Consider the following 22,751-nt stretch of genomic DNA (forward strand, 5'->3'; position numbering starts at 1 on the left):
AGGTGATGCTGACGGCGTGGTGCATGCGCCGTCACTCGGTGCTCGATTCCCTTACCTCCCATCCGGAGTCCGTCATGTCCAACGTCCCGATGTCCCTGTTCCGTTCTCCTGCTCCCGGCCTGTGCCTGCCGGTCACGCGGTGGGCAGCGCTCTGCCTGACCCTGGTCGGCGCGTCACCTGTGCTGGCACGTGATGCGGCGGCGCCGCTGGTGTTCGCCCCCTATGCGTTCGAGACGCAGAAGCACGGCACCATCGCCGCCGAGGCGGGCTACCTGGAGGTGCCGCGCCGGCATGCCGACCCCAACGGCCCGCGCATGCGCCTGCGGGTGGTGCGCCTGCCGGCAACGGGTGGCGATGGCAATGCGTCGCCCGTGGTGTACCTGGCCGGTGGTCCGGGGGGCTCGGGGATCGGGACCGGGCGCGGACCGCGCTGGCCGGTGTTCGATCAGGTCCGGCGCGAAACCGACGTGCTGCTGCTCGATCAGCGCGGGGCGGGTGAGTCGGAGCCGCCGCCGTCGTGCCCGCATGAGCACACGTTCGACGATGCAAAGCCGCTGCAGCACGATGCGGCGCTCGCCGCGCTGCGTGACGTTGCCGCCCGCTGCGTGGCGTACTGGCGGGAGACGGGCGTGGACCTGGGGGCCTACACCACCGCGGAAAGTGCCGGCGATCTGGAGGACCTGCGGCGTGCGTTGAAGGTGCCGAAGATCAGCCTGTGGGGCATGAGCTATGGCACGCATCTGGCGCTGGCCACGGTGCGCCTGCACGGCGCCGGTCTGGACCGCGTGGTGCTGATGGGGACGGAAGGACCTGATGACACCTTGAAGCTGCCGCTGTCGGCCGATGCGCTGCTGGCGGAGCTGGGCGTGTTGGCCAAAGGAGCGGGCTTCGATGATCTGACCGGCTCGGCCACGCGCGTGCTGGCCGCCCTGCGCGAGCAGCCGCGCCAAGGCCACAGTGTCATGCATGGCGGCAAGCCCGTGATGATCGGCGCGTACGACGCGCAGCTGGCGATCAGTGCCTGTCTCGGGCGCCGCATGACCCAGCAGTGGCTGCCGCTGATCCTGCGCGATGCCGAGAACGGCGACTACGATCTGCTGGCGGCAATGGTCCTGCTGCTGCGCAGTGAGTACGGCAGCTACGGCGCGATGTCGCTGGCGATGGATGTGGCCTCTGGCCAGACTCCGCAGCGCCGCGCACTGGCCGAGGCGCAGGCACGCGAGAGCCTGTTCGGCGATGCGCTGAACTTCCCCTTCCCGGCACTGGGGGATGGCCTGGGGCTGGTCGATCTTGGCGATGCTTTCCGCGGGCCACTGCGCAGCAACGTGCCGGTGCTGTTCATCAGTGGCACGCTGGATGGGCGCACGCCGCCGGCCAACGCCGAGGCGCTGCGGCCGGGCTTCAGCGACAGCCGCACATTGCGGGTGCGCGGGGCCAGCCACGACAACGAACTGTGGCTCGGGAATCCCGCCATCGCCGCGGGCATCACGGACTTCCTGGCAGGTCGGCCGGTGGGTGATGCGGAGCTGGACGTGGGGGCGCCGGTGTTTGCGCGTAGCAAGAGCGATCTGGTCGATCCGCGGGGGCGCTGAGGGCTGCCGGAAGTGCGACTGTGTGCAGGCGCTGTGGACCGACCGAGGTGTATGGTTTCGGCTGGCCCGGCGCTTGCGCCAACACAGGAGGACGCGATGACCGATCCAACGGTGACTTCCGTGCACGGCACGCCCGATGATTATGGCGACACGCTGTACCGGGTGTATGTCGAAGTCGGGGAATCGGAGGACATCGCCCGCGATGCGATCACCACGTTCCTCGTTCAACGCGCCAGCGACAATCCTGCCTTCCACTTCGACGCCTCGCTCCTGCACGCCCGTCCGCACGGCTATGAAGTGGACCTGCCGATGCAGCTGATTCCCGAGGTGGTGCGTGCGCTGGCCGAGCGGAATATCGCAGTGTACCAGGTGGTCAGGCTCGGCGGGGTATAGGGGCGCCGCCGGGCGCCACGGGACGTCGCTTCCTTGCTTGCCTTGGCGCTATCCTTCCGCCAGCGCCAGCCGCACCCTGCGTGCTGGCCGGATCGATACTCTCAACCTGGATAAGGCAGCAATGGCAGATCCTTACAACAGCGGTGGCCGCGCAGGCCCGGCAACCCGGCTCGACGATTCCATGGTGACCACGGCGATGGAGCTGCCCGGCTTCCGCGTGGTGCGCAGCCTGGGCGTGGTGCGTGGCATCACCGTGCGTTCGCGTTCCATCGTGGGCAACTTCCTCGGCGGGCTGCAGACCATCTTCGGCGGCAACATCACCATCTACACGCAGCTGTGCGAGCAGGCGCGCGAAGAGACCTACCGGGACATGTCCAACCATGCGCGGCTGCTGGGCGCCAACGCGATCATCGCGATGCGCTATGACGCCACCGACGTGATGACCGGCCTGACCGAAGTGCTGTGCTACGGCACGGCGGTGATCGTCGAGCCCACGCACCGCTAAGCATCTCGTGTGCGATACGCCCTGCGTATCGCAGCAAGCTGTCATCGGTATTGGCATCCGCGCTGTCCAGGGCGGATGCTGTCCGCATGACGATCAACGACACACTTTCTTTCGCCGGGCAGGTCGCCCTGGTCACCGGCGCCGCAGGCGGCCTCGGCTTCGCCTACAGCCGGTTGCTGGCCCAGCGCGGCGCGCATGTGGTGATGCAGGACGTGGGCGCTACGCTGGACGGTACCGGCCGTGATCCGCAGCGGATCGATCACGCTGTTGCGCGTCTGCGTGCAGAGGGGCTCTCTGTCGAGGCCAGCCACCAGGACATCCAGTCCCGCTCCGCGGCCGCCGCACGGGTCGCCGATATTCTGCAGCGGCATGGCCGCCTGGACGTGATCCTGCACAACGCGGGCTGGGTCGAGTACCAGCGGATCGATGCGGTGGACGAGGATCGTTTCGACCACATGATGGCGGTCGCGGCCAAGGCGCCGTTGTGGCTCGCCCAGGCCGCGTGGCCGGCGATGCAGGCGCAGGGGCATGGCCGCATCGTGCTGACCACCTCCGACCGCGCGCTGTACCCGCAGTACGTGCAGCACGGGCTGGCGGCCTACGCGGCGGCGAAGTCGGCCGCGGTCGGCATCGTCAATGTGCTGGCTGCCGAAGGCGCCGCGCATGGGATCGTGGTCAACGCGGTTTCACCCGTGGCCAAGACCCGCATGTGGGGCGTGGAAGGCGAGCCGGATGAGCTGCACCCGGAGGCCGTGGCGCCGGGCGTCGTGTTCCTGGCCTCGCGCGCCTGCATCGAGGGTGGCTGGATTCTGCGCGCCAGCAACGGCCAGTTCCATGCCACGCGGCTGAGCGAGGCCGAGGGCGTGCGCTATCCGCGCGATCTGCGGGCCGTAGTGGCCGGTAACATCGAGGCGGTCGCCAGGCAGTGGCCGCAGATCGCCAAGTCGGCAGTCGAACCACGCTGACACCCGCTCACGTCCTGACGTCCTGCGCTTGCCGGATTTCCCGACACGGCCCGCGGGTGGCAGCCGTCGAGCGTCAGCGCGTCAGCACGGCCTCCAGCGCGGCGATGGCCTCACGTGCCACCGCATGTGGATCGCGGGCCTTCAGCGCATCGTTGAACACCTCCAGCCCGATCGGCCCGCCGTAACCCATCGCGGCCAGCGCATCGATCAGCGTCTCCAGCGGCCAGAGGCCATCGCCCGGCAGGCAGCGGTGATGCCGCGCCTGCGTGGTGACCTGGCCGGGCAACGGCTGGGTCAGCACATCCGACAGCTGCACCAGCGCGATGCGCTCCACCGGCACGTCGTGCAGATCGTCGGCGGTGCGCCCGGCGGCGAACAGGTGGAAGGCATCGACCACGATGTCCAGGTTCGGCGCGCCGACCTGCTCGATCTGCTGCCACGCCGAGGGCAGGGTGGAATGCAGGCGGCTCCAGGCCATGCCTTCGTAGGCGATGCGCAGGCCACGTTCGGCGGCACGCGCGCACAGCCAGCGCAGGTCGTCGGTGACGCGGTCGGGCACGTAGTTGGTCGCGGTGCAGGCGGGCACCAGCACCGTGCCTGCGCCCATGTCGTGCGCCAGCGCAAGCAAGGACAGTGCCTCTGCACGCTTGCCCTCGCGGGTGGCCGCCGAAGCGCCATCAAAATCCAGCAGCACCTGCACGTCGGTGAGCTGCAGGCCGGTGCGCGTCAGGGTTGCACGCACCTCGGCGACGGATGAGGACTCGACATCCTCACGCCACAGCTCGACCTGTGCGAATCCTGCCGCGGCGGCGGCACCGAGTTTTCCGGCTGTGTCGCCGCCAAGCAGGATGGTGTTGAGGAAGCGCGGGCCGGGCAATGAGGACATCGAGGGGTACACCTTGCAGCGAATCAAGCGTCGCCGCCGATGCTAGTGGCTACCGCATCGCCGCGATGTGCAGGCGGCCGGGTGTCAGCGAAGCCCCTCCGCCGCGCAGCGGATGCTCAGCCATGCGCCGCCGCCCGGCGCATCCCCGGCGCGGACCCGGAACCCATGGAGGCCGGCGATGGCGGCCACGATCGAAAGCCCCAGCCCGAAGCCCTCGGTCGTCTCGCCGCCGCTACCGCCGCGGAAGAAGCGCTGGTAGATCAGGCTGCGATCCTGCGGCGGAATGCCGGGGCCGTTGTCGATCACATCGATGCGCGGTGCGCCGTGGTCATCCACCGCGCGAAGCACGATCCGGCCCTGCGCCGGGGTGAAGTGCAACGCGTTGGAGAGCAGGTTGGCCAGCGCCTCGAACAGCAGTTCGCGGTCGCCCCACAGCGTGCCTACCTGCGGGGTGATCTCCAGCAGCAGCTGCTGGTCCTTCTCCTCGGCCAGTGGCAGGTAGAACGCGTGCAGTTCCTGCAGCAGCTCGCCCGCATCCAGTTCGACGAAGGCCGAGCGGCGCTGGTGGCTTTCCAGTTCGGAGACGCGCAGCAGCGCCCCGAAGCGCGCCATCAGCCGGTCGGTTTCGGTCAGCGCCTTGTCCAGCTGCGCGGCACGCGGGTCATCTTCTTCCAGCCCGACACGGGTGCGGTAGAGATGCGCGCGCAGGCGGGTGAGCGGGGTCCGCAGATCATGCGCGATGCTGTCGCACACGCCCTTGACCTCGGTCATCAGCTGCTCGATGCGTTCGAGCATGGCATTGACGATGCTCGAGAGACGGTCGATCTCATCCGGGTGGCCGGACACGGGCAGACGCTGGCCGAGATCGCCGGCGATGATGCGGTTGGTCGCGGCCTCGATCTGCTGGATCCGTTTGAGCGGGCGCCGGCGCAGGATGTGCCAGCCGGCCAGGCCGGGAAGGACGGTCAACGAGACGCCCCACAGCAGCGCATCGAGAATGATGCTGTTGACCGCGGAGAGCTTGCCGCTCTGGCGAACGAACACCAGCAGCCGGCCATCCTGCGTTTCCACGCCGAGCGCGCGCCCGGGCGCCTTGATCGGCCCACTACGCAGGGACCAGCGTTCCACCGCCTGCGCGTGCCCGTCGATGCTGAGGCCATCGGGAATCGCCAGGAGTGGGCCGGACAGTGGCTGCCCGCTGCGGCTGAAGATGCCGTAGGCATACGCCCCGTGCAGGTCATAGCGCAGGCTGTCGCGCAGCGCATCGTCCAGCGCCGGGCCCTCGAACTTCTCGAACAGGTGCGCGCGCTGCTGCAGGCCGGACTCGGCGAGGTCGTTGAGGTAGTCCGAGACGCGCCAGTACATCACCCCCAGCAGTACGCTGGACCAGGCCACGAACAGCACGCAGTACAGCCCAAGCAGCCGGCTGCTGGAGGAACGCCAGTGATCAGACATGGTCGTCCAGGACATAGCCGGTGCCACGCACGGTGCGGATCGGCTGGGCACGCCCGGGCTGGTCGATGCGCTTGCGCAGGCGCCCGATGTGGACGTCGATCAGGTTGGTGCCGGGATCGAAGTGGTAGCCCCATACCTCCTGGAACAACATGGTGCGGGTGACCACCTGGCCGACGTTGCGTACGAGGAATTCCAGCAGTTTGAACTCGGTCGGCAGCAGGGTGATCTCCTCGCCGGCGCGGCGGGCGGTGCGGGTCATCAGGTCCAGCTCCAGGTCACCGGCGCGCAACTGGTTCTCCGCCACGGCTGGCTGCCCGTGGCGACGGATCAACACCTCCACGCGGGCCGCCATTTCGTCCGAGGCGAAGGGTTTGGTCAGGTAGTCGTCGCCGCCGGCGCGCAGGCCCCGGACCCGCTCATCTACATCGGAAAGGGCGCTGATCATCAGCACCGGGGTGGTGATGCCCTGGCGCCGCAGGGCCGTGACCAGGGCCAGGCCATCCATGCCCGGCAGCATGCGGTCCAGGGTGATCACGGCGTAGTCGCCGCGGCAGGCCATGGCCAGGCCGTCCTCGCCATTGCCCACCCGGTCCACCTCGAAGCCGTGGCTGCGCAGTTCCGTGGCGATCTCCTCGGCGGTGACGAGGTCGTCCTCGATGGTGAGTACGCGCGGCATGGGCCACTTTGACGATTGGGACCGGTGCATCGTCGCAACCCCCCGGAGGGACTGCAAATGAAAAATGTTTCATGCGGTTTTCGCCGGATCCTCGCCCCGCTTCTCCTATATTCGCCCCGAGCAGTGGCCCTGCCGCCCGGGGCCATGTGCCCCGTTCACGCCTGGAATACCGTCCCCCATGACCGATCCGCTCCCGTCCTCCCCGGCCCCCGGCCTGTTGTCCGGCCCTTGGCGCCTGCCGCTGCTGGGGCTGGCCGTGGCGTTGGGGCTGGCCGCCTGCAGCAAGGAAGCGCCCAAGGCAAAGGGACCGGCGCCGGAGGTGACGGTGCTGACCCTGCAGGCGCAATCGCTGGCGCTGGCCCAGGAATTGCCCGGACGCACGGTGGCCTCTCAGGAATCGGATGTACGCCCGCAGGTGTCCGGGGTATTGCAGGCGCGGTTGTTCGAGCAGGGCGAGATGGTGAAGGCCGGACAGCCGCTGTTCCAGATCGAACCGGCGCTGTACCAGGCCTCGGTGAACGAAGCGCAGGCCAACCTGCGCACGGCCGAGGCCAGTGCGGTGGCGGCGGGGTTGCGTGCGAAGCGCATGCAGCAGCTCGGTGTCGGTCAACTGGCGGCGCAGCAGGACGTGGATGATGCGGTGGCCACCCACCAGCAGGCCGAGGCGGCGGTGCAGGCGGCGCAGGCGGTGCGCGATACCGCACGCACCAACCTGGGCTTTGCGCGGGTGACCGCGCCGATCAGCGGGCGGATCGGCCGCGCGCTGTTCACCCCGGGCGCGCTGGTGACCAACGGCCAGGCCGAGCCGCTGGCGCGCATCCAGCAGGTGGATCCGATGAACGTGGATATCACCCAGTCCAGCAACGAGTATCTCGCGCTGCGCCGCGCGATCGCCGACGGCGGCGTGGAGGCGACCACCGCGCCGGTGCAGCTCAAGCTCTCCGATGGCACCGACTACGCCCTGACCGGCACGCTGGAATTCGCCGACATCGATGTGGACCAGGAAACCGGCAGCATCACCCTGCGGGCACAGTTTCCGAATCCACAGGGCCAGCTGCTGCCCGGCATGTACGTGCGCGCCCAGGTCGGCCAGGGTACGCAGCAGCAGGCGCTGCTGGTGCCGCAGGCCGCCGTGGACCGCAGCCCGAAGGGCGAGGCGCTGGCGTGGGTGGTGGGCGCGGACGGACGCGTGCATCAACGCACCTTCGGGACGGCGCGCGCGGTGGGTGACCAGTGGCTGGTGCTCGAGGGTCTGCGGGCCGGTGAGCAGGTCGTGCTCAGTGGCCGCCAGGGGCTGAGCGAAGGCGCCACGGTACGGATCAAGCCCGCGGGCGAAGCCGCACCGGCCACGGTGCCCGCCGCCGCGCCGGCCGGCGAGGGCTGAGCCGCCGATGCTGCCGCGCTTCTTCATCCACCGCCCGGTCTTCGCCTGGGTCCTGGCCATCTGCATCATGGCGCTGGGCACCATCGCGGTGACCCAGTTGCCGGTGGAGCAGTACCCGGACATCGCGCCACCGCAGGTCAACATCACCGCCAACTACACCGGTGCCTCGGCACAGACGGTGGAAGACAGCGTCACCCAGGTGATCGAGCAGCAGATCAAGGGCATCGACCACCTGCTGTATTTCTCCTCCACCAGTTCGTCTTCGGGCCAGGCGCGGATCACGGTCACCTTCGACCAGCGCGCCAACCCGGACATTGCCCAGGTGCAGGTGCAGAACAGCGTCAACCAGGCGATCAACCGGCTGCCGCAGGAAGTACAGCAGCAGGGCGTCACCGTGGCCAAATCGCAGGGTGATTCGCTGATGGTGGTGTCGCTGTATGACACCCACCGGCGCATGGAACGGGTGGACGTCTCCGATTTCCTGGTCAGCAATGTGCAGGACCCGATCAGCCGCATTCCCGGCGTGGGCGAAATCAACGTGTTCGGTTCGCCCTATGCGATGCGCATCTGGCTGGACCCGCACAAGCTGCGCGCGTTCGATCTGATGCCCTCGGATGTGCGCACCGCGATCCAGGCGCAGAACACCCAGGTCACCGCCGGTGAGCTGGGCGCGTTGCCAACCGGGCCGGCGCAGGCGCTCAACGCCACCGTCACCGCGCAGTCGCGGCTGCAGACCGCCGAGCAGTTCCGCGCGATCATCCTGCGCACCCTGCCCAGCGGCGCGGCCGTGCACCTGAGCGATGTCGCGCGGGTGGAAATCGGCGCGGAAAACTACCAGACCAGCAGCTTCCTCAACGGCTATCCCGCAGCAGGCTTCTCGGTGACGCTGGCCTCCGGTGCCAACGCGCTGGAGACCGCCGATGCGGTGCGCGCCGAGATCGAGCGGTTGCGCCCGAGCTTCCCGCCCGGGCTGGAAGTGGCCTACCCACGCGACAGCACGCCGTTCGTGCGGGTCTCCATCGAGGGGGTCATCCACACCCTGATCGAGGCGATCGTGCTGGTCGTGGTGGTGATGTTCCTGTTCCTGCAGAACCTGCGTGCGACGCTGATCCCGGCGATCACCGTGCCGGTGGTGTTGCTGGGCACGTTCGGCGTGCTGGCGGTGGCTGGCTTCACCATCAACACGCTCACCCTGTTCGCGATGGTGCTGGCGATCGGCTTGTTGGTGGATGATGCGATCGTGGTGGTGGAGAACGTCGAACGCATCATCCATGAGGAGCACCTGCCGCCGCGCGAGGCGACCGAGAAATCGATGGGCGAGATCACCGGTGCGCTGGTCGGCATCACCGTGGTGCTCGGCGCGGTGTTCCTGCCGATGGCCTTGTTCGGCGGCTCCACCGGCATCATCTACCGGCAGTTCTCGATCACGATCGCCTCGGCGATGGCGCTGTCGGCACTGGTCGCGCTGACGCTCACCCCGGCGTTGTGCGCGACCCTGCTCAAGCCATCGAGCGCGCAGACGCCACCGGGCCGCTTCTTCGCCTGGTTCAACCGCGGCGTGGAGCGCAGCCAGAACGGCTACCGCGGCAAGCTGGGCGGCATCGTGGCGCACCCGCGTCGCTGGATGGCCTTCTACGTGCTGCTGGTGGTGGGGGTGGTCGCGTTGTATGCACGGATGCCGACCGGCTTCCTGCCGGTGGAGGATCAGGGCCAGGTGACCTTCCAGTTCTCCACCCCGGAAGGCACGCCGATGGCGCGCACCGAGGCGTTGGGCGAGCAGATCAGTCGCTATTTCATGGAGCACGAGAAGGACAGCCTGGACGTGGTGTTCGTGGTGGTCGGCCGCAACAACGCCGGCACCGGGCAGAACGCGGGGCAGGGGTTCATGGCGCTCAAGCCGTGGTCCGAACGCGATGCCAGGCACAGCGCCGGGGCGATCATCGCCCGCGCCAACGCGCATTTCCGCAATCTGCCCGATGCGAAGGTCAACGTGCTGGCGCCGCCGGCGGTGCGCGGGTTGGGACAGTCCAGCGGGTTCGAATTGTGGCTGCAGGACAACAGCGCCGCCGGCCGGCCGGCGCTGCAGGCCGCCCAGGCAAAGGTGGTGCAGGCTGCCAGCGATGACGACCGGCTCACCTCGGTGCGGTTGAATGGCCTCGGCGACAAGGCCGAGCTGCATCTGGACATCGATCAGGCGCAGGCCAGTGCGCTGGGCCTGGCCCAGGCCGACATCAATTCAACGCTGTCCTCGGCATGGGGCGGCACCTACGTCAACGACTTCCTCGACCGCGGCCGGGTCAAGCGCGTGTACGTGCAGGGCGACCAGCCCTACCGCAGCGTGCCCGACGACATCGGCCAGTGGTATGTGCGCGGCAGCAACGGGCAGATGGCCTCGTTCGCCAGTTTCGCCAGCAGCCACTGGTCACGTGGGCCGCAGCTGCAGCAGCGCTTCAATGGTCTGCCGGCGATGCAGATCCAGGGCAGTGCCGCCGAAGGGCGCAGCTCGGGCGAAGCGATGCAGACCATGCAGACGCTGGTGGCCGAGCAGCCCGGCTTTGCGCTGCAGTGGAGTGGGCTGTCCTACCAGGAGCAGCTGTCCAGCAACCAGACGCTGTGGCTGTACGCGGCCTCCATCGCCTTCATCTTCCTGTGCCTGGCCGCGCTCTATGAGAGCTGGACGGTGCCCGTGGCGGTGATGCTGGTGATCCCGCTGGGCGTGATCGGCACGGTGATCGCCACCACCGCGGCGGGCTTCGTCAACGACATCTACTTCCAGGTGGGGCTGCTGACCACGATCGGTCTATCGGCCAAGAACGCGATCCTGATCGTGGAGTTCGCCGAGGCTGAGTACCGCGCGGGCAGCTCGGCGGTGGAGGCGGCACTGAAGGGCGCGCGCCTGCGCCTGCGGCCGATCGTGATGACCTCGCTGGCCTTCGTGGCTGGCGTGATCCCGCTGGCCCTGGCGACCGGCGCTGGCGCGGTGAGCCGGCGCGAGATCGGTGTCAGCGTGATCGGCGGCATGCTTTCCGGCACGCTGCTGGCGATCCTGCTGGTGCCACTGTTCTTCGTGCTGGTGCGGCGCCTGGGCAAGGCCCGCCCCGATCCGGTGGCAAAACACTGAACGGAGATGCCCTCCGGACCCCCGATTTCATCTTGTTGACCCATTCCGTTCACGGTTTCAATGCCGGTGCGCCATTAGCGTAGATCGTCCCCACACCGCTTGGAGACACGCCATGAATCCCCTGCAGACGGTCGCTCGGACCATGCGAAACGGGTTGGAAGAAGTGGCGGCCCTGCTGGTCGGCCAGCGTGCCGAGTCACTGCGCCAGGACGATACGGCCGCGCCCGGGGTGGGCATCCCGATGCCGCGCCGGCTGCCGCTCAAGCGCCCGCTGCTGCATGGGCGCAAGGGCATGGCCCCGTGGCAGAAGATCGGCCCGGGCCGTCGCTAAGCGCGGTTGGCATCGGCGGGGTGGTTGACCCCGTCATTCACCGGCACCTCGCCGATATCGAACGGATTGACACCGTCCAGGCAGCCGACGTTGTAGCCATATTCCTCCGGTGAAGAACGTCGCTGATGGTGCGTGTAGATGCCGCACACGCCGCAGAAGTGGTGGCGGGCGACGTGCGTGTTGAACTGATACAGCCGCAGTTCGTCATGGCCCTGCACGATCTCCAGATCCGCCAGTTTCACCGAGGCCACGATCGCGCCGCGGCGGCGGCATATGGAGCAGTCGCAACGCCGGGGCGCGACCACGCCGTCGGGCAGGTGCAGGCGCAGGACGACGGCGCCGCAGTGGCAGCGCAGCAGATGGTGGCGCTGGATCGGCACGCCGCCGATGGTGGTCAATCCCTGCATGAGGGGCGCTTCCCGGGTAGCCGTTGGTGGCCAAGTATGCGATCGGGTGGGCAGGCGACGCCATGTGGTGCCGGGTCCGGGGTGAACGCCGGTCCGAAGCTGAACAGGCTCGACATGCAGCGCACACAGGGGTTATGGCTAACTAGCGCCCCGGATAGACGACGGATCGATGCGTGAAGAAGGCAGGACGATGGGGGCTGGCGTTGCTGATGCTGCTGGCGGCGCTGTGGATCACCGGTTTGCTGGCCTACCAGCTGCCGGGTCCGGGCTGGGTGCGGTATCTGCTGGTCGGCCTGTGGGCGCTATTTGCCGTCACCGGTGCGATCGGGGTGGCGCGTGCGCGCGCCGGGCGCTGGCCGGGCGTGCTGTACGGCGTGGCGCTGGTGCTCTCGGGCGTCTGGTGGCTGCTGCTCACCCCGCGTCAGGATCGCGTCTGGGCCGATGATGTCGCCCAGCGGCTGAAGGTGGTCGAGGTGGATGGCCCGCGTGTGGTGCTCGACAACGTGCGTGATTTCACCTGGCGCAGCGAGACCGACTACGACGCGCGCTGGGTACGCCGCGAGTACAACCTGGACCAGCTGCGCTCGGCCGATCTGATCATGTCCTACTGGATGGGCCCGGCGATCGCGCATACGCTGATTTCCTTCGGCTTCGACGACGGTCGCTACCTGGTGTTCTCGCTGGAGATCCGCAAGGAGCGCGGCGAGTCGTTCTCCGCGCTGGGCGGGTTCTTCCGCAAGTTCGAGATGACCCTGGTCGCTTCGGAGGAAACCGACATCGTGCGCACGCGCACCAATGCGCGGGGCGAAGATGTCTATCTGTACCGCCTGCACGGCATGACCCAGGAGCAGCTCAAGGCGCTGTTCGTGTCCTACCTCGGCGAGGCCCGCAAGCTCGATGCCGCGCCGGCGTTCTACAACACGCTGACCAGCAACTGCACGACCATCGTGTACGAACTGGCCAAGCAGATCGCGCCTGGCCTGCCGATGGACTACCGGCTGCTGGCCTCGGGCTACTTCGCCGAATACGCGCGCGATCTGGGGGTGCTCACGCCGGGGGTACCGTTCGAGACGCTGAAGGCACGCGGGCGGATTACCGACCGTGCGCGGGCGAGCAATGCAAACGATGATTTTTCACAGGTGATCCGCCGGGACGTCCCGGGGACAGGGCAGGGAAGCGTTCCATGAGTTCCGCATTGAAGCTGTTGCCGCACCGCGCCTTGCCGATGCTGGCCGTGGTGCTCTCGCTGCTGCTGTCCAGTGGCTGTGCGATGGTCACCATGAAGCAGGTGGCCCCGACCGAATACCTCGCCAACAAGCGCGGCGACGTGCTGACCTCGGGCAAGCTCAGCGCTGCCTCGCAGGAAACGCTGAGCGTGATCGGGATGGACGTGGCGCAGTGCGAAAAGGACGTGGCCAGCTGCCAGAAGACGCTGGAAGAGACCGATGTCCTGCCCGAGGAACAGCGCCTTTCAGCGCAGTCCGAGCTGTGGGTGAAGACCGCGTTGGCGCTGACCCCCAAGCCCAAGGACCGCGAAAAGACGCCGATGTCCGACGCCGCCCTGGATGCGTGGCTGGAAGCGGCGCGGTATGCGTATGCGTACCTGTTCTTCAGCGGGCGCACGCCTTCAGACCGCGCCTTCGAGGATCGCCAGACGCAGGTACGCGATTACTACAACTACGCCGCCGAGCAGACCGCATCAGTGGTGTTCAAGCGCAGCCGCGAGAGCGCGCTGGAAGGCGAGGATTACAACGCTGCCGTGGCCGGGGAGCGCTGGACGCTGACCTCTGATTTCGATGAGCTGCGCATGCAGAGCATCCCGACCCGGATGGTGTCCGCCTCGGCGGTGAGTTTTGCCGGGCTGCGCAGCACCTATCGCCGCGATGGCTTCGGCGCCGAGCTGGTGGTGATCATGGACCCACCCAAGCTGGTCGCACCGGCCGACGGCGGGAAGGCGGAGATTCCGCAGTACAGCGAGATGTCCGCGATCAACGCCACCGCCCTGCTGCGCTTCAAGGGCGACAATCTGCAGCAGGTGCTCGATACCACCCAGGTGCTGTTTGATGTGTACTCGCCCGAGTCCACCGAGAGCGTGGACCTGCACGGTGAGAAGGTTCCGCTGGCGGGCAACTTCACCGCAGCCTACGGCTTGTGGCTGGCCCAGTCCGGCTTTGCCACGCAGTCGCTGCGCACGCTGTTCGGCCTGAGCGAAGGCATCGGCGCGCCGCACATGTACCTGATGCAGCCGTGGGACCCGAATCGCCGCATCATCTTCATGCTGCATGGCCTGGGCAGCAGCCCGGAAGCCTGGGTCAACGTGGCCAACGAGATCATGGGCGATCCCGAGCTGCGCCGGCATTTCCAGGTCTGGCAGGTGTACTACCCGACCAACGCCCCGATCGCGCTGAACCGCTACGAGATCAACCAGGCCTTCAACAATACGCTCAAGCACTTCGATCCGACCGGCAGCACGCCGGCCGCCAAGGACATGGTGTTCATCGGCCACAGCATGGGCGGCGTGCTTGCACGCCTGCTGGTGACCTCCTCCGGCGATGTGCTGTGGAACGATCTGCTGGCCAACTACGATCTGAAGGGCGAGCGCCTGAAGCGCGTCGAGGCCAAGCTCGGCCCGCTGCTGCACTTCACCGCCGAGCCGAACGTGGAGCGGGTGATTTTCATCGCCGCGCCGCACAAAGGCACGGACATCGCGGGCAACCGGCTGGGGCGCCTGATCGGCCGGCTGGTGCGGTTGCCGATCACCATCCTGGGCAAGTTCGAGGATGTGTTCCTGACCCTGCAGGAATCCGAATCGGCCAACAGCACCACCAAGCTGCAGATTCCCAACAGCATCGACAACCTCAAGGCCAGCGATCCGTTCGTGAAGGCCGCTGGCGCGCTGCCGATCACACCGGGGCTGAAGTACCACTCGATCATCGCCCAGCGCAAACCGGAGGTGCCGTTGCTGCAGTCCGACGATGGCCTGGTGCCGTACTGGAGCGCGCATCTGGAGGGGGCGGTATCGGAGAAGGTGATCATCTCCGGGCACAGCGTGCAGGAGACCCCGCAGGCCGTGCTGGAGATCCGCCGCATCCTGCGAGAGGACCTGAAAGAGGTCGGCGACACGCATCCGTGAGGATGCGCGCGCCACGCCACCGCGCTCAGATCCGCCGCGCCACCGCCACGCTGAGCATCGCCAGCACCAGCATGATCGCGAAGGTCAGCAGGTAGCCCAGGGCTTCCCGGCCCTCCAGGAACAGCGCGAACAACGAGCCGGACACGGCCAGCGTGGTCGCCACGCCCAGGGCTTCGCTGAGCTGCAGGGCGGAGGTGTTGGCGCCCTGGTGGGCCGGCGCTGACAGCGACAACGTGAGCACCGACAGGCTGGGATAGATCAGTCCCATGCCCAGCCCGGTCAGCACCCAGCCCACCATCGCCGACCACAGCGGCATGCCCGGCTGGATCGCCAGCGACGTGGCCAGGATGCCCACGCACATCAACAGCGCGCCGGACTGCAGCAACTGCCGGCGTGACCAGCCGCGCTGCTGGTGGCCCTGCAGCCACGAGCCGGCAAACCAACCCAACGCGCCCAGGCTCAGTGCCACGCCCGCCAACAGCGGGGTCAAGCCGCGCTCGCGCTGCAGCAGCAAGGGCAGGAAGGCTTCGCAACCGAAAAACGCGGACGCCGCGATCCCACGCAGCGCGATCACGCTGGGCAGGCCGCGGCGCAGGGTCAACGTGCCGGTAGGCAGGAGCTTCCAACTGCACAGTGCCAGCACGGCCAGGGCCGGTGCCAGCAGCGCTGGCGCGAGCCATCCCTGCTGCTGGCCGCCGATATACAGCATGAGCGCGCCGAGGGAGGCACCCACGGCCCAGGGCACGACGTTGCGGCCGGTGCTGCCCGCGGCCACCACGCCGATCTGGCGCAGGGCGGGGCGCAGCAGCAACGCCGCCGGAATCGCCAGCAGCGGCACGATCAGAAACACCCAGCGCCAGCCCAGGTGCTGCACGATCAGGCCGCTGATGCTGGGGCCGATCAGCGAAGGCACCACCCAGCCGGCGGAGAAGGCGGCGAACACGCGTGGCCGCATCGGCTCGGGGAACGACCGCCCGACCAGCACATACAGCGCCACGGAAATCGCGCCGGCCCCCAGCCCCTGCATCAGGCGCCCAAGCACCAGCACCGGCATCTGCTGGGCAAAGCCGGCGACCAGCAGGCCGGCGATGAAGCACGCCAGGCCCAGCCACAGCGGGCGCGCCGGGCCCTGCTGGTCGCTCCAGCGCCCGGACAGCGTCATCCCGATCACGCTGGTGGCCAGGGTGCCGCCGAACGCCAGCGCGTACAGGCGCAGCCCATCCAGGTCATGGGCCACGGTGGGCATCGCGGCGGCCACGGCCAACGCCTCGAAGCCATGCAGCGAGACCAGCGCGACCATGCCGATCGTGGTCGCCCGGTAGGCCGGCGACAGGATCGAGGGGATCGGCGTGTCCTCCACCGGGACGGTGGCGGGCGGAGAGGAAACTTCAGCGGACATGCGGGTTCCAGACATCGGGAGGAGCGCCGGGCTTGCAGTGCACCCCCAGCGGCGCGCAGGATGCCACCTGAACCATGGTTGAGGTCAAGCAGTGATCGCGCAGGAACTGAGTGTGGGCGAGGTCGCCAAACGGAGCGGGGTGGCCGTCTCGGCGTTGCATTTCTATGAGCGCAAGGGGCTGATCCGCAGCCTGCGCACCGCCGGCAACCAGCGCCGCTTCGCCCGCGATGTGCTGCGCCGGTTGGCGGTGATCCGTGTGGCCCAACGGGTCGGGATGCCGCTGGAGGCGGTCGCGACCGCATTTGCGGCGCTGCCGGAGAACAAGACGCCGACCAAGGCCGAGTGGGCGAAGATGTCGGCGTTGTGGCGCAGCGAGCTGGACCAGCGCATCGAGCAGTTGCTGCTGCTGCGCGACCAGCTCACCGACTGCATCGGCTGCGGCTGCCTCTCGTTGAAACGCTGCCGCCTGACCAACCCCGGCGACACGCTCGGTGATCAGGGCGACGGCCCCCGCCGCTGGGAGTAGTGCCGGCCGCTGGCCTGCACCGCCCTCACCAGACGGTGAACACCTGCCCGCTCTGGATGCCTTCCACGCTGCGCTGGTAGGCCAGCGACGCGCGTTGCGCCGTCACCGGTTCAAAGCCCGGGAAGTACGCGCCGTAGTCGTCCATCGATTCGGCCAGCAAATTCGGGCTCACGGCGTTGATGCGCAGCCCCCGCGGCAGCAACTCGCAGGCGGCGGCGCGCACGAAACCTTCCAGTGCGGCGTTGGCTGCCGTGGCATTGGCGCCATCGCGGATCGGCTGGGCGCTGATGATGCCGCTGGTCAGGGTGATCGAGCCGCCGGTGTTCAGGTGATGCTGGGCGGCCAGGCTCAGCCGCACCTGGCCGAGCAGCTTGTCCTGCAGGCCGAGGTTGAAGTCGGCCGGCCGCATCTGCGCCAGCGGACCGAAGTGGACCCGGCCGGTGGTCGCGATCACGGCATCGACCTTGCCCACCTTCGCGAACAGCGCCTGCACGCTGGCATCGTCGGTCAGATCGACCTGCGCATCGCCACCATGACGGCCGGCGCGGATAACCTCATGGTGGGCGCCCAACGTGCTGGCGACGGCCTGGCCCAAGGTGCCGCTGGCACCGACAAGCAGGATCTTCATGTGCATGTCTCCCGTAAACGTAGGGGTAACGCCACGCCGTGCGTGGCTGCGCCTGGTCGTCAATCATTCGCCGCCGACAATGCCTGCCCACGCGTCGTCGCCGCGTCGATCGCGCGCGCGACCATGGTTTCAAAGCCGTCGGACTGGAAGCTCTCGATCGCGGCCTGGGTGGTGCCGTTCGGTGAGGTTACCCGACGACGCAGCTCGGCCGGGGCTTCGCCGGATTCATCGAGCATGCGCGAGGCACCGAGCAGCGTCTGCACCACCAGGGTGCGGGCCGCTTCGGCCGGCAGACCCTGGGCGATGCCGGCCGCTTCCATCGCTTCGGCCAGCAGGAACACATAGGCCGGGCCACTGCCGGAGACGGCGGTGACGGCGTCCATGCGCGCTTCGTCATCGATCCACACGGTGCGGCCGGCGCTGGCCAGCACGGTGTCGGCCTGCGCGCGCTGCGCGGCGCTGACCGTGGCGGTGGCGAACAGCCCGGTCACGCCCGCGCCGAGCAGGGCCGGCGTGTTGGGCATCGCGCGGACCACCGCCATGCCACCGCCCAGCCAACGGTCCAGCTGGCCGCTGGTGATGCCGGCCGCGATGGAGACCACCAGCGGCTGCTTGCCTTGGGCGATATCGGTCAGCGAGGCACAGACATCACGCAGCACCTGCGGTTTGACTGCCAGCACCCAGACCGTGCCCTGCGCGGCGGCTTCGCTCGCGCTGGCGTAGGTCTTGATGCCGAATTCGGCGGTCAGCTGCTCACGCAGTTCGGTCACCGGCTCGGCCACATGGAGGCTGGCCGGGGCCACGCCCTGGCGGACCAGGCCGGCGATCAGGCTGCGGGCCATGTTGCCGCCGCCGATGAAGGTGATGGGGGACGTGCTCATGAACTCTCCTTGGAACGGGCGGGGCGCTCAGGCCGGTCGCGGGCGTGCGCCGAACAGCGCGGTGCCGATGCGGACCAGGGTGGCGCCATGGGCGATGGCCTCAGGGTAATCGCTGCTCATCCCCATCGACAGCGTATCCACCTGCGGATGCGCTGCCGCCAGCGTGGCAAACAGCGCGGCCATCCGGGTGAAGGCGGCCTGGCGACGCTCGGGATCGGGCCAAGGCGCCGGGATCGCCATCAGCCCGCGCAGGCGCAGCTGCGGCGCCGCAGCGATGGCGGCCGCGAGCGTGTCGATGTCTTCCGGCGCGCAGCCGTGCTTGCTCTCCTCGTCATCGATGTTGACCTGGATCAGCACGTTCAGCGGCGGCTGGCCGACCGGGCGGTGCGTGGCCAGTGCGGTGACCAGCTTGAGGCGGTCCACGCTCTGCACCCAGTCGAAATGGCGGGCAGCCAGCTCGGCCTTGTTGGACTGCAGATTACCGATCAGGTGCCACTCCAGGCCCAGCGGCGCCAGCGCCTCGATCTTGGCCACCGCCTCCTGCACGTAGTTCTCCCCGAAGGCTCGCTGGCCCTGCGCGGCCAGGGCCTGCACGGCCTCGGCCGGCTGCGTCTTGGAGACCGCCAGCAGGCGCGGATCTGGCCGCCCGGCGGCAGCGGCCGCGTTGTGCAGGTTCGTCAGGAGGGTCGGCAGGGCTTGGGCGGTCACGGCGGGTCCGGTGGATCAGGGGCTGGCGCGTATTGTGCACATCTCGCTCTATACTGCCGCCCGGGGAAAGAACCTTCCAGTCGCAGCAGTCATGGGGAGTAGCAGCGCATGGATATCGCCGAGCTGTTGGCGTTTTCTGTAAAGAACAAAGCGTCGGATCTTCATCTGTCGGCCGGCCTGCCGCCGATGATCCGCGTCGACGGCGATGTCCGTCGCATCAATATTCCGGCCCTGGACCACAAGCAGGTCCACGCGCTGGTGTACGACATCATGTCGGACAAGCAGCGCCGCGATTACGAAGAATTCCTCGAGGTCGATTTCTCGTTCGAGATTCCCTCGCTGGCGCGCTTCCGAGTCAATGCCTTCAATCAGAACCGCGGCGCAGGTGCGGTGTTCCGTACCATTCCCTCCGAGGTGCTCACGCTGGAAGACCTGGCCTGCCCGCCGATCTTCCGCGAGCTGATTGACCAGCCGCAGGGCCTGATCCTGGTCACCGGCCCGACCGGTTCGGGCAAGTCGACCACGCTGGCGGCGATGATCGACCACATCAACAAGAACGAATACGGCCACATCCTCACCGTCGAGGATCCGATCGAATTCGTGCACACCTCGCAGAAGTGCCTGATCAACCAGCGCGAAGTGCATCGCGACACGCACGGCTTCAACGAAGCGCTGCGTTCGGCCCTGCGTGAGGATCCGGACATCATCCTGGTCGGCGAACTGCGCGATCTGGAAACGATCCGTCTGGCGCTGACCGCGGCGGAAACCGGCCACCTGGTGTTCGGCACGCTGCACACCAGCTCGGCCGCCAAGACCATCGATCGCATCATCGACGTGTTCCCCGCCGGCGAAAAGCCGATGGTGCGCTCGATGCTGTCCGAGTCGCTGCGCGCGGTGATCTCGCAGGCGCTGCTGAAGAAGGTGGGGGGTGGGCGTACCGCCGCCTGGGAAATCATGGTCGGCACCCCGGCCATCCGCAACCTGATCCGCGAGGACAAGGTCGCGCAGATGTACTCGGCGATCCAGACCGGCCAGCAGATGGGCATGATGACCCTGGACCAGCACCTGCAGGATCTGGTCAAGCGCAGCCTGATCACCCGCAACCAGGCGCGCGAGTACGCCAAGGACAAGCGCATCTTCGAATGATGGTAGAGCCGGGCGCTGCCCGGCTTCCTGCACCGCCGGCCGTTGGCCGGCTCCCGGCAATCTTCGGAGCACACCGCAATGAACACCACCACCACCATCGACTTCACCTCGTTCCTCAAGCTGATGGCGCACCAGAAGGCGTCGGACCTGTTCATCACCGCGGGCATGCCGCCGGCGATCAAGGTCAACGGCAAGATCTCGCCGATCACCCAGACACCGCTGACGCCGCAGCAGAGCCGCGACCTGGTGTTGAACGTGATGACGCCGGCACAGCGCGAAGAGTTCGAAAAGACCCACGAGTGCAACTTCGCCATCGGCCTGTCCGGTGTCGGCCGCTTCCGCGTGAGCTGCTTCTACCAGCGCAACCAGGTCGGCATGGTGCTGCGCCGGATCGAGACGCGCATTCCCACCGTGGAAGAGCTGAGCCTGCCGCCGATCATCAAGACGCTGGCGATGACCAAGCGCGGCATCATCCTGTTCGTCGGCGCGACCGGCACCGGCAAATCGACCTCGCTGGCGGCGATGATCGGCTACCGCAACCACAACTCGACCGGGCACATCATCACCATCGAAGACCCGATCGAATTCGTTCACAAGCACGAGGGCTGCATCATCACCCAGCGCGAAGTGGGCATCGATACCGACAGCTGGGAAGCGGCGCTGAAGAACACCCTGCGCCAGGCACCGGACGTGATCATGATCGGCGAGGTGCGCACCCGCGAGGGCATGGATCACGCCATCGCCTTCGCTGAGACCGGCCACCTGGTGCTGTGCACGTTGCACGCCAACAACGCCAACCAGGCGATGGACCGCATCATCAACTTCTTCCCGGAAGACCGCCGCAACCAGTTGCTGATGGATCTCTCGCTGAACCTCAAGGGCGTGGTCGCCCAGCAGCTGATTCCCTCGCCGGATGGCAAGTCGCGCAAGGTCGCGATGGAGATCATGCTCGGCACGCCGCTGGTGCAGGATTACATCCGCGATGGCGAGATCCACAAGCTCAAGGAAGTGATGAAGGACTCCGTGCAGCTGGGCATGCGGACCTTCGATCAGAGTCTGTTCGAGCTGTACCAGGCCGGCGAGATCAGTTACGAAGACGCGCTGCGTTATGCGGATTCGCAGAACGAAGTACGCCTGCGCATCAAGCTGTCGCAGGGTGGCGATGCACGCACGCTGTCGCAGGGGCTGGACGGGGTGGAGATTTCGGAAGTCCGCTGACACAGCGGGCTTCAACAGGCGGCGCGGCGCTGGGATGGTCGCGCCGTCCCGGGCAACCGGGGTGAAGGGGCGCCGGCACCTTGCCGGTATCAACGTATCAGGTGATGGGCATATGGACATGCACGATCCGTACCGCGCGCCGGCGGCTTCCAGCGCGCAGCGTTGATCCAACAGCTGCAGCAGCGGCGATGGGTATCGATCAAGGATAAAAAGGTCACCTACGCGCTGCCGGGATGATGCGTATCTGCTTCATGCCTCGATTGATTAGCCACGCTCATGACCGAACGTACCCCACACCATCCAATCTCCGCCGCCGACAGGGCTATCGTGGCACTCCCCCATGACGCCGGTCCCACCGGCAGGAGCAGCACCATGCAGACACGTGAACTGGGCCGCAGCGGCCTGCGGGTTTCCGCCCTCGGCCTGGGCTGCATGGGGCTGAGCTACGGCTATGGCCCGGCCACCGACCGTACCGAGGCGATCGCGCTGTTGCGCGCTGCGGTCGAGCAGGGCGTCACCTTCTTTGATACCGCCGAAGCCTATGGCCCCTTCTTCAACGAGGAACTGCTGGGCGAGGCGCTCGCGCCGTTCCGCGACCAGCTGGTGATCGCCACCAAGTTCGGCTTCAAGGGTGGCCATGCCGACGCCGGTCTGGACAGTCGCCCCGAGCGTATCCGCGCGGTGGCCGAGGCCAGCCTGGCGCGGCTGAAGACCGACCGCATCGATCTGTTCTACCAGCACCGGGTGGACCCGAACGTGCCGATCGAGGACGTGGCCGGCACGGTCAAGGACCTGATCGCCGAGGGCAAGGTGAAGCACTTCGGGTTGTCCGAAGCCGGTGTCGACATCATCCGCCGCGCGCACGCTGTGCAGCCGGTGGCGGCGCTGCAGAGCGAGTATTCCCTGTGGTGGCGCGAGCCGGAACAGGCCGTGCTGCCGGTGTTGGAAGAGTTGGGGATCGGCTTCGTGCCGTTCAGCCCGCTCGGCAAGGGCTTCCTGACCGGTGCGATCAACGTGGATACGCAGTTTGCGGCCGATGACTTCCGCAACAGCGTGCCGCGGTTTGCCGCGGAGGCGCGGCAAGCCAACCAGGCGCTGGTGGACCGCATCAGCGCGATTGCCGCCGAGAAGGGCGCAACGCCGGCACAGGTCGCCTTGGCGTGGCTGCTGGCGCGCAAGCCGTGGATCGTGCCGATTCCTGGTACCACCAAGCCGCATCGCCTGACCGAGAATCTTGGCGCGGCGGCCGTCGTGTTGAGTAATGCGGACATGCAGCAGATCGGCGAGGCGCTGGACAGCATCGCCATCGTCGGGGATCGCTACAACGCCGAGCGGCAGAAGCTGGTCGCGCGCTGAGCGGGGCGACGGGGTGCACGACCAACGGTCGTGCGCTACCC

General features: G+C 67.7%; 21 protein-coding genes. 13 read left to right on the top strand and 8 right to left on the bottom strand.

Annotated elements, in window-relative coordinates:
- Positions 1-74: 74 nt before the first annotated feature.
- The 4 genes from ABE472_RS15350 to ABE472_RS15365 all read left to right on the top strand — a co-directional run bounded on the left by ABE472_RS15350 (position 75) and on the right by ABE472_RS15365 (position 3,455).
- Entirely contained in the window at positions 75-1,592 is a 1,518-nt protein-coding gene (locus tag ABE472_RS15350) for an alpha/beta fold hydrolase (RefSeq protein ID WP_346466559.1), read from the top strand.
- 96 nt (positions 1,593-1,688) lie between these two features.
- Positions 1,689-1,985: a hypothetical protein gene (locus ABE472_RS15355; protein ID WP_346463563.1), complete on the top strand. Its 297-nt coding sequence runs from the start codon at positions 1,689-1,691 to the stop codon at positions 1,983-1,985.
- A gap of 121 nt (positions 1,986-2,106) precedes the next feature.
- Positions 2,107-2,490 (top strand): YbjQ family protein, encoded by a 384-nt coding sequence (locus tag ABE472_RS15360; protein WP_313212122.1) that lies wholly within the window; start codon positions 2,107-2,109, stop codon positions 2,488-2,490.
- A gap of 86 nt (positions 2,491-2,576) precedes the next feature.
- Positions 2,577-3,455 (top strand): SDR family NAD(P)-dependent oxidoreductase, encoded by an 879-nt coding sequence (locus ABE472_RS15365; protein ID WP_313217418.1) that lies wholly within the window; start codon positions 2,577-2,579, stop codon positions 3,453-3,455.
- 73 nt (positions 3,456-3,528) lie between these two features.
- Here ABE472_RS15365 and ABE472_RS15370 read toward each other — a convergent pair whose 3' ends face one another.
- The 3 genes from ABE472_RS15370 to ABE472_RS15380 all read right to left on the bottom strand — a co-directional run bounded on the left by ABE472_RS15370 (position 3,529) and on the right by ABE472_RS15380 (position 6,472).
- The gene (locus ABE472_RS15370) at positions 3,529-4,341 is read right to left on the bottom strand and encodes a sugar phosphate isomerase/epimerase family protein (RefSeq protein ID WP_346466560.1); all 813 of its coding nucleotides are present in this window, start codon (positions 4,339-4,341) and stop codon (positions 3,529-3,531) included.
- 84 nt (positions 4,342-4,425) lie between these two features.
- Positions 4,426-5,796 carry an ATP-binding protein gene (locus ABE472_RS15375; RefSeq protein ID WP_346466561.1) on the bottom strand — a complete coding sequence of 457 codons (1,371 nt, stop codon included), beginning with the start codon at positions 5,794-5,796 and terminating at the stop codon, positions 4,426-4,428.
- Complete coding sequence (locus ABE472_RS15380; RefSeq protein ID WP_313212127.1) at positions 5,789-6,472, bottom strand: response regulator transcription factor; 684 nt, start codon at positions 6,470-6,472, stop codon at positions 5,789-5,791. Before ABE472_RS15380 ends, ABE472_RS15375 begins: the two co-directional genes overlap by 8 nt.
- A 178-nt stretch (positions 6,473-6,650) precedes the next feature.
- Between ABE472_RS15380 and ABE472_RS15385 the strand changes: the two genes are divergently transcribed.
- From ABE472_RS15385 to ABE472_RS15395, 3 genes are all read left to right on the top strand, one after another.
- Entirely contained in the window at positions 6,651-7,856 is a 1,206-nt protein-coding gene (locus tag ABE472_RS15385) for an efflux RND transporter periplasmic adaptor subunit (protein WP_346463559.1), read from the top strand.
- 7 nt (positions 7,857-7,863) lie between these two features.
- On the top strand, positions 7,864-10,977 hold the full coding sequence (locus tag ABE472_RS15390; RefSeq protein ID WP_346463557.1) for an efflux RND transporter permease subunit: 3,114 nt from the start codon (positions 7,864-7,866) through the stop codon (positions 10,975-10,977).
- A 112-nt stretch (positions 10,978-11,089) separates the two neighbouring features.
- On the top strand, positions 11,090-11,308 hold the full coding sequence (locus tag ABE472_RS15395; RefSeq protein WP_143592064.1) for a hypothetical protein: 219 nt from the start codon (positions 11,090-11,092) through the stop codon (positions 11,306-11,308).
- Here ABE472_RS15395 and ABE472_RS15400 read toward each other — a convergent pair.
- Entirely contained in the window at positions 11,305-11,715 is a 411-nt protein-coding gene (locus ABE472_RS15400; RefSeq protein ID WP_346466562.1) for a GFA family protein, read from the bottom strand. The two genes, ABE472_RS15395 and ABE472_RS15400, sit on opposite strands and share 4 nt — an antisense overlap.
- A 209-nt stretch (positions 11,716-11,924) precedes the next feature.
- Between ABE472_RS15400 and ABE472_RS15405 the strand changes: the two genes are divergently transcribed.
- Positions 11,925-12,902 carry a DUF4105 domain-containing protein gene (locus tag ABE472_RS15405; protein WP_313212145.1) on the top strand — a complete coding sequence of 326 codons (978 nt, stop codon included), beginning with the start codon at positions 11,925-11,927 and terminating at the stop codon, positions 12,900-12,902.
- Between the two features lie 38 nt (positions 12,903-12,940).
- Complete coding sequence (locus ABE472_RS15410; RefSeq protein ID WP_313212146.1) at positions 12,941-14,848, top strand: alpha/beta hydrolase; 1,908 nt, start codon at positions 12,941-12,943, stop codon at positions 14,846-14,848.
- A gap of 25 nt (positions 14,849-14,873) precedes the next feature.
- Here the strand turns inward: ABE472_RS15410 and ABE472_RS15415 are convergent, their stop codons facing one another.
- The gene (locus ABE472_RS15415; protein WP_346466563.1) at positions 14,874-16,247 is read right to left on the bottom strand and encodes an MFS transporter; all 1,374 of its coding nucleotides are present in this window, start codon (positions 16,245-16,247) and stop codon (positions 14,874-14,876) included.
- 91 nt (positions 16,248-16,338) lie between these two features.
- Between ABE472_RS15415 and soxR the strand changes: the two genes are divergently transcribed.
- Entirely contained in the window at positions 16,339-16,773 is a 435-nt protein-coding gene (soxR, locus tag ABE472_RS15420; RefSeq protein WP_176990998.1) for a redox-sensitive transcriptional activator SoxR, read from the top strand.
- Positions 16,774-16,798: 25 nt separating this feature from the next.
- On the opposite strand, the gene ABE472_RS15425 is transcribed toward soxR, so the two are convergent.
- From ABE472_RS15425 to ABE472_RS15435, 3 genes are read right to left on the bottom strand one after another with little or no spacing between them, the layout of a single operon-like run.
- Entirely contained in the window at positions 16,799-17,401 is a 603-nt protein-coding gene (locus tag ABE472_RS15425; protein ID WP_346466564.1) for a short chain dehydrogenase, read from the bottom strand.
- Positions 17,402-17,460: 59 nt separating this feature from the next.
- A complete protein-coding gene (gene proC, locus ABE472_RS15430) occupies positions 17,461-18,282 on the bottom strand; it encodes a pyrroline-5-carboxylate reductase (protein WP_313212133.1) in 822 nt (273 codons plus the stop codon).
- A gap of 27 nt (positions 18,283-18,309) precedes the next feature.
- Positions 18,310-18,990 carry a YggS family pyridoxal phosphate-dependent enzyme gene (locus tag ABE472_RS15435; protein ID WP_346463550.1) on the bottom strand — a complete coding sequence of 227 codons (681 nt, stop codon included), beginning with the start codon at positions 18,988-18,990 and terminating at the stop codon, positions 18,310-18,312.
- Positions 18,991-19,098: 108 nt separating this feature from the next.
- Here ABE472_RS15435 and ABE472_RS15440 point away from each other — a divergent pair, with 108 nt between their 5' ends.
- The 3 genes from ABE472_RS15440 to ABE472_RS15450 all read left to right on the top strand — a co-directional run bounded on the left by ABE472_RS15440 (position 19,099) and on the right by ABE472_RS15450 (position 22,710).
- On the top strand, positions 19,099-20,136 hold the full coding sequence (locus tag ABE472_RS15440) for a type IV pilus twitching motility protein PilT (protein WP_019185385.1): 1,038 nt from the start codon (positions 19,099-19,101) through the stop codon (positions 20,134-20,136).
- Between the two features lie 78 nt (positions 20,137-20,214).
- Complete coding sequence (locus ABE472_RS15445) at positions 20,215-21,354, top strand: PilT/PilU family type 4a pilus ATPase (protein ID WP_313212136.1); 1,140 nt, start codon at positions 20,215-20,217, stop codon at positions 21,352-21,354.
- 372 nt (positions 21,355-21,726) lie between these two features.
- Positions 21,727-22,710, top strand: coding sequence for an aldo/keto reductase (locus ABE472_RS15450; RefSeq protein ID WP_346463549.1), 984 nt, complete (start codon positions 21,727-21,729; stop codon positions 22,708-22,710).
- Positions 22,711-22,751 lie beyond the last annotated feature (41 nt).

The sequence above is a fragment of the Stenotrophomonas sp. TWI809 genome, from assembly GCF_039673205.1.
In the GTDB taxonomy this organism is placed as follows: domain Bacteria; phylum Pseudomonadota; class Gammaproteobacteria; order Xanthomonadales; family Xanthomonadaceae; genus Stenotrophomonas.

Excerpts from the sequence above, each read along its gene's own strand:
- ABE472_RS15365 (WP_313217418.1), top strand. The coding sequence starts at position 2,577 with ATGACGATCAACGACACACTTTCTTTCGCCGGGCAGGTCGCCCTGGTC.
- ABE472_RS15395 (WP_143592064.1), top strand. The coding sequence starts at position 11,090 with ATGAATCCCCTGCAGACGGTCGCTCGGACCATGCGAAACGGGTTGGAA.
- ABE472_RS15355 (WP_346463563.1), top strand. The coding sequence starts at position 1,689 with ATGACCGATCCAACGGTGACTTCCGTGCACGGCACGCCCGATGATTAT.
- ABE472_RS15445 (WP_313212136.1), top strand. The coding sequence starts at position 20,215 with ATGAACACCACCACCACCATCGACTTCACCTCGTTCCTCAAGCTGATG.
- proC (WP_313212133.1), bottom strand. The coding sequence starts at position 18,282 with ATGAGCACGTCCCCCATCACCTTCATCGGCGGCGGCAACATGGCCCGC.
- ABE472_RS15400 (WP_346466562.1), bottom strand. The coding sequence starts at position 11,715 with ATGCAGGGATTGACCACCATCGGCGGCGTGCCGATCCAGCGCCACCAT.
- ABE472_RS15410 (WP_313212146.1), top strand. The coding sequence starts at position 12,941 with ATGCTGGCCGTGGTGCTCTCGCTGCTGCTGTCCAGTGGCTGTGCGATG.
- ABE472_RS15440 (WP_019185385.1), top strand. The coding sequence starts at position 19,099 with ATGGATATCGCCGAGCTGTTGGCGTTTTCTGTAAAGAACAAAGCGTCG.
- ABE472_RS15405 (WP_313212145.1), top strand. The coding sequence starts at position 11,925 with ATGCTGCTGGCGGCGCTGTGGATCACCGGTTTGCTGGCCTACCAGCTG.
- ABE472_RS15425 (WP_346466564.1), bottom strand. The coding sequence starts at position 17,401 with ATGAAGATCCTGCTTGTCGGTGCCAGCGGCACCTTGGGCCAGGCCGTC.
- ABE472_RS15360 (WP_313212122.1), top strand. The coding sequence starts at position 2,107 with ATGGCAGATCCTTACAACAGCGGTGGCCGCGCAGGCCCGGCAACCCGG.
- ABE472_RS15390 (WP_346463557.1), top strand. The coding sequence starts at position 7,864 with ATGCTGCCGCGCTTCTTCATCCACCGCCCGGTCTTCGCCTGGGTCCTG.
- ABE472_RS15350 (WP_346466559.1), top strand. The coding sequence starts at position 75 with ATGTCCAACGTCCCGATGTCCCTGTTCCGTTCTCCTGCTCCCGGCCTG.
- ABE472_RS15415 (WP_346466563.1), bottom strand. The coding sequence starts at position 16,247 with ATGTCCGCTGAAGTTTCCTCTCCGCCCGCCACCGTCCCGGTGGAGGAC.
- ABE472_RS15375 (WP_346466561.1), bottom strand. The coding sequence starts at position 5,796 with ATGTCTGATCACTGGCGTTCCTCCAGCAGCCGGCTGCTTGGGCTGTAC.
- ABE472_RS15370 (WP_346466560.1), bottom strand. The coding sequence starts at position 4,341 with ATGTCCTCATTGCCCGGCCCGCGCTTCCTCAACACCATCCTGCTTGGC.
- ABE472_RS15380 (WP_313212127.1), bottom strand. The coding sequence starts at position 6,472 with ATGCCGCGCGTACTCACCATCGAGGACGACCTCGTCACCGCCGAGGAG.
- ABE472_RS15450 (WP_346463549.1), top strand. The coding sequence starts at position 21,727 with ATGCAGACACGTGAACTGGGCCGCAGCGGCCTGCGGGTTTCCGCCCTC.
- ABE472_RS15385 (WP_346463559.1), top strand. The coding sequence starts at position 6,651 with ATGACCGATCCGCTCCCGTCCTCCCCGGCCCCCGGCCTGTTGTCCGGC.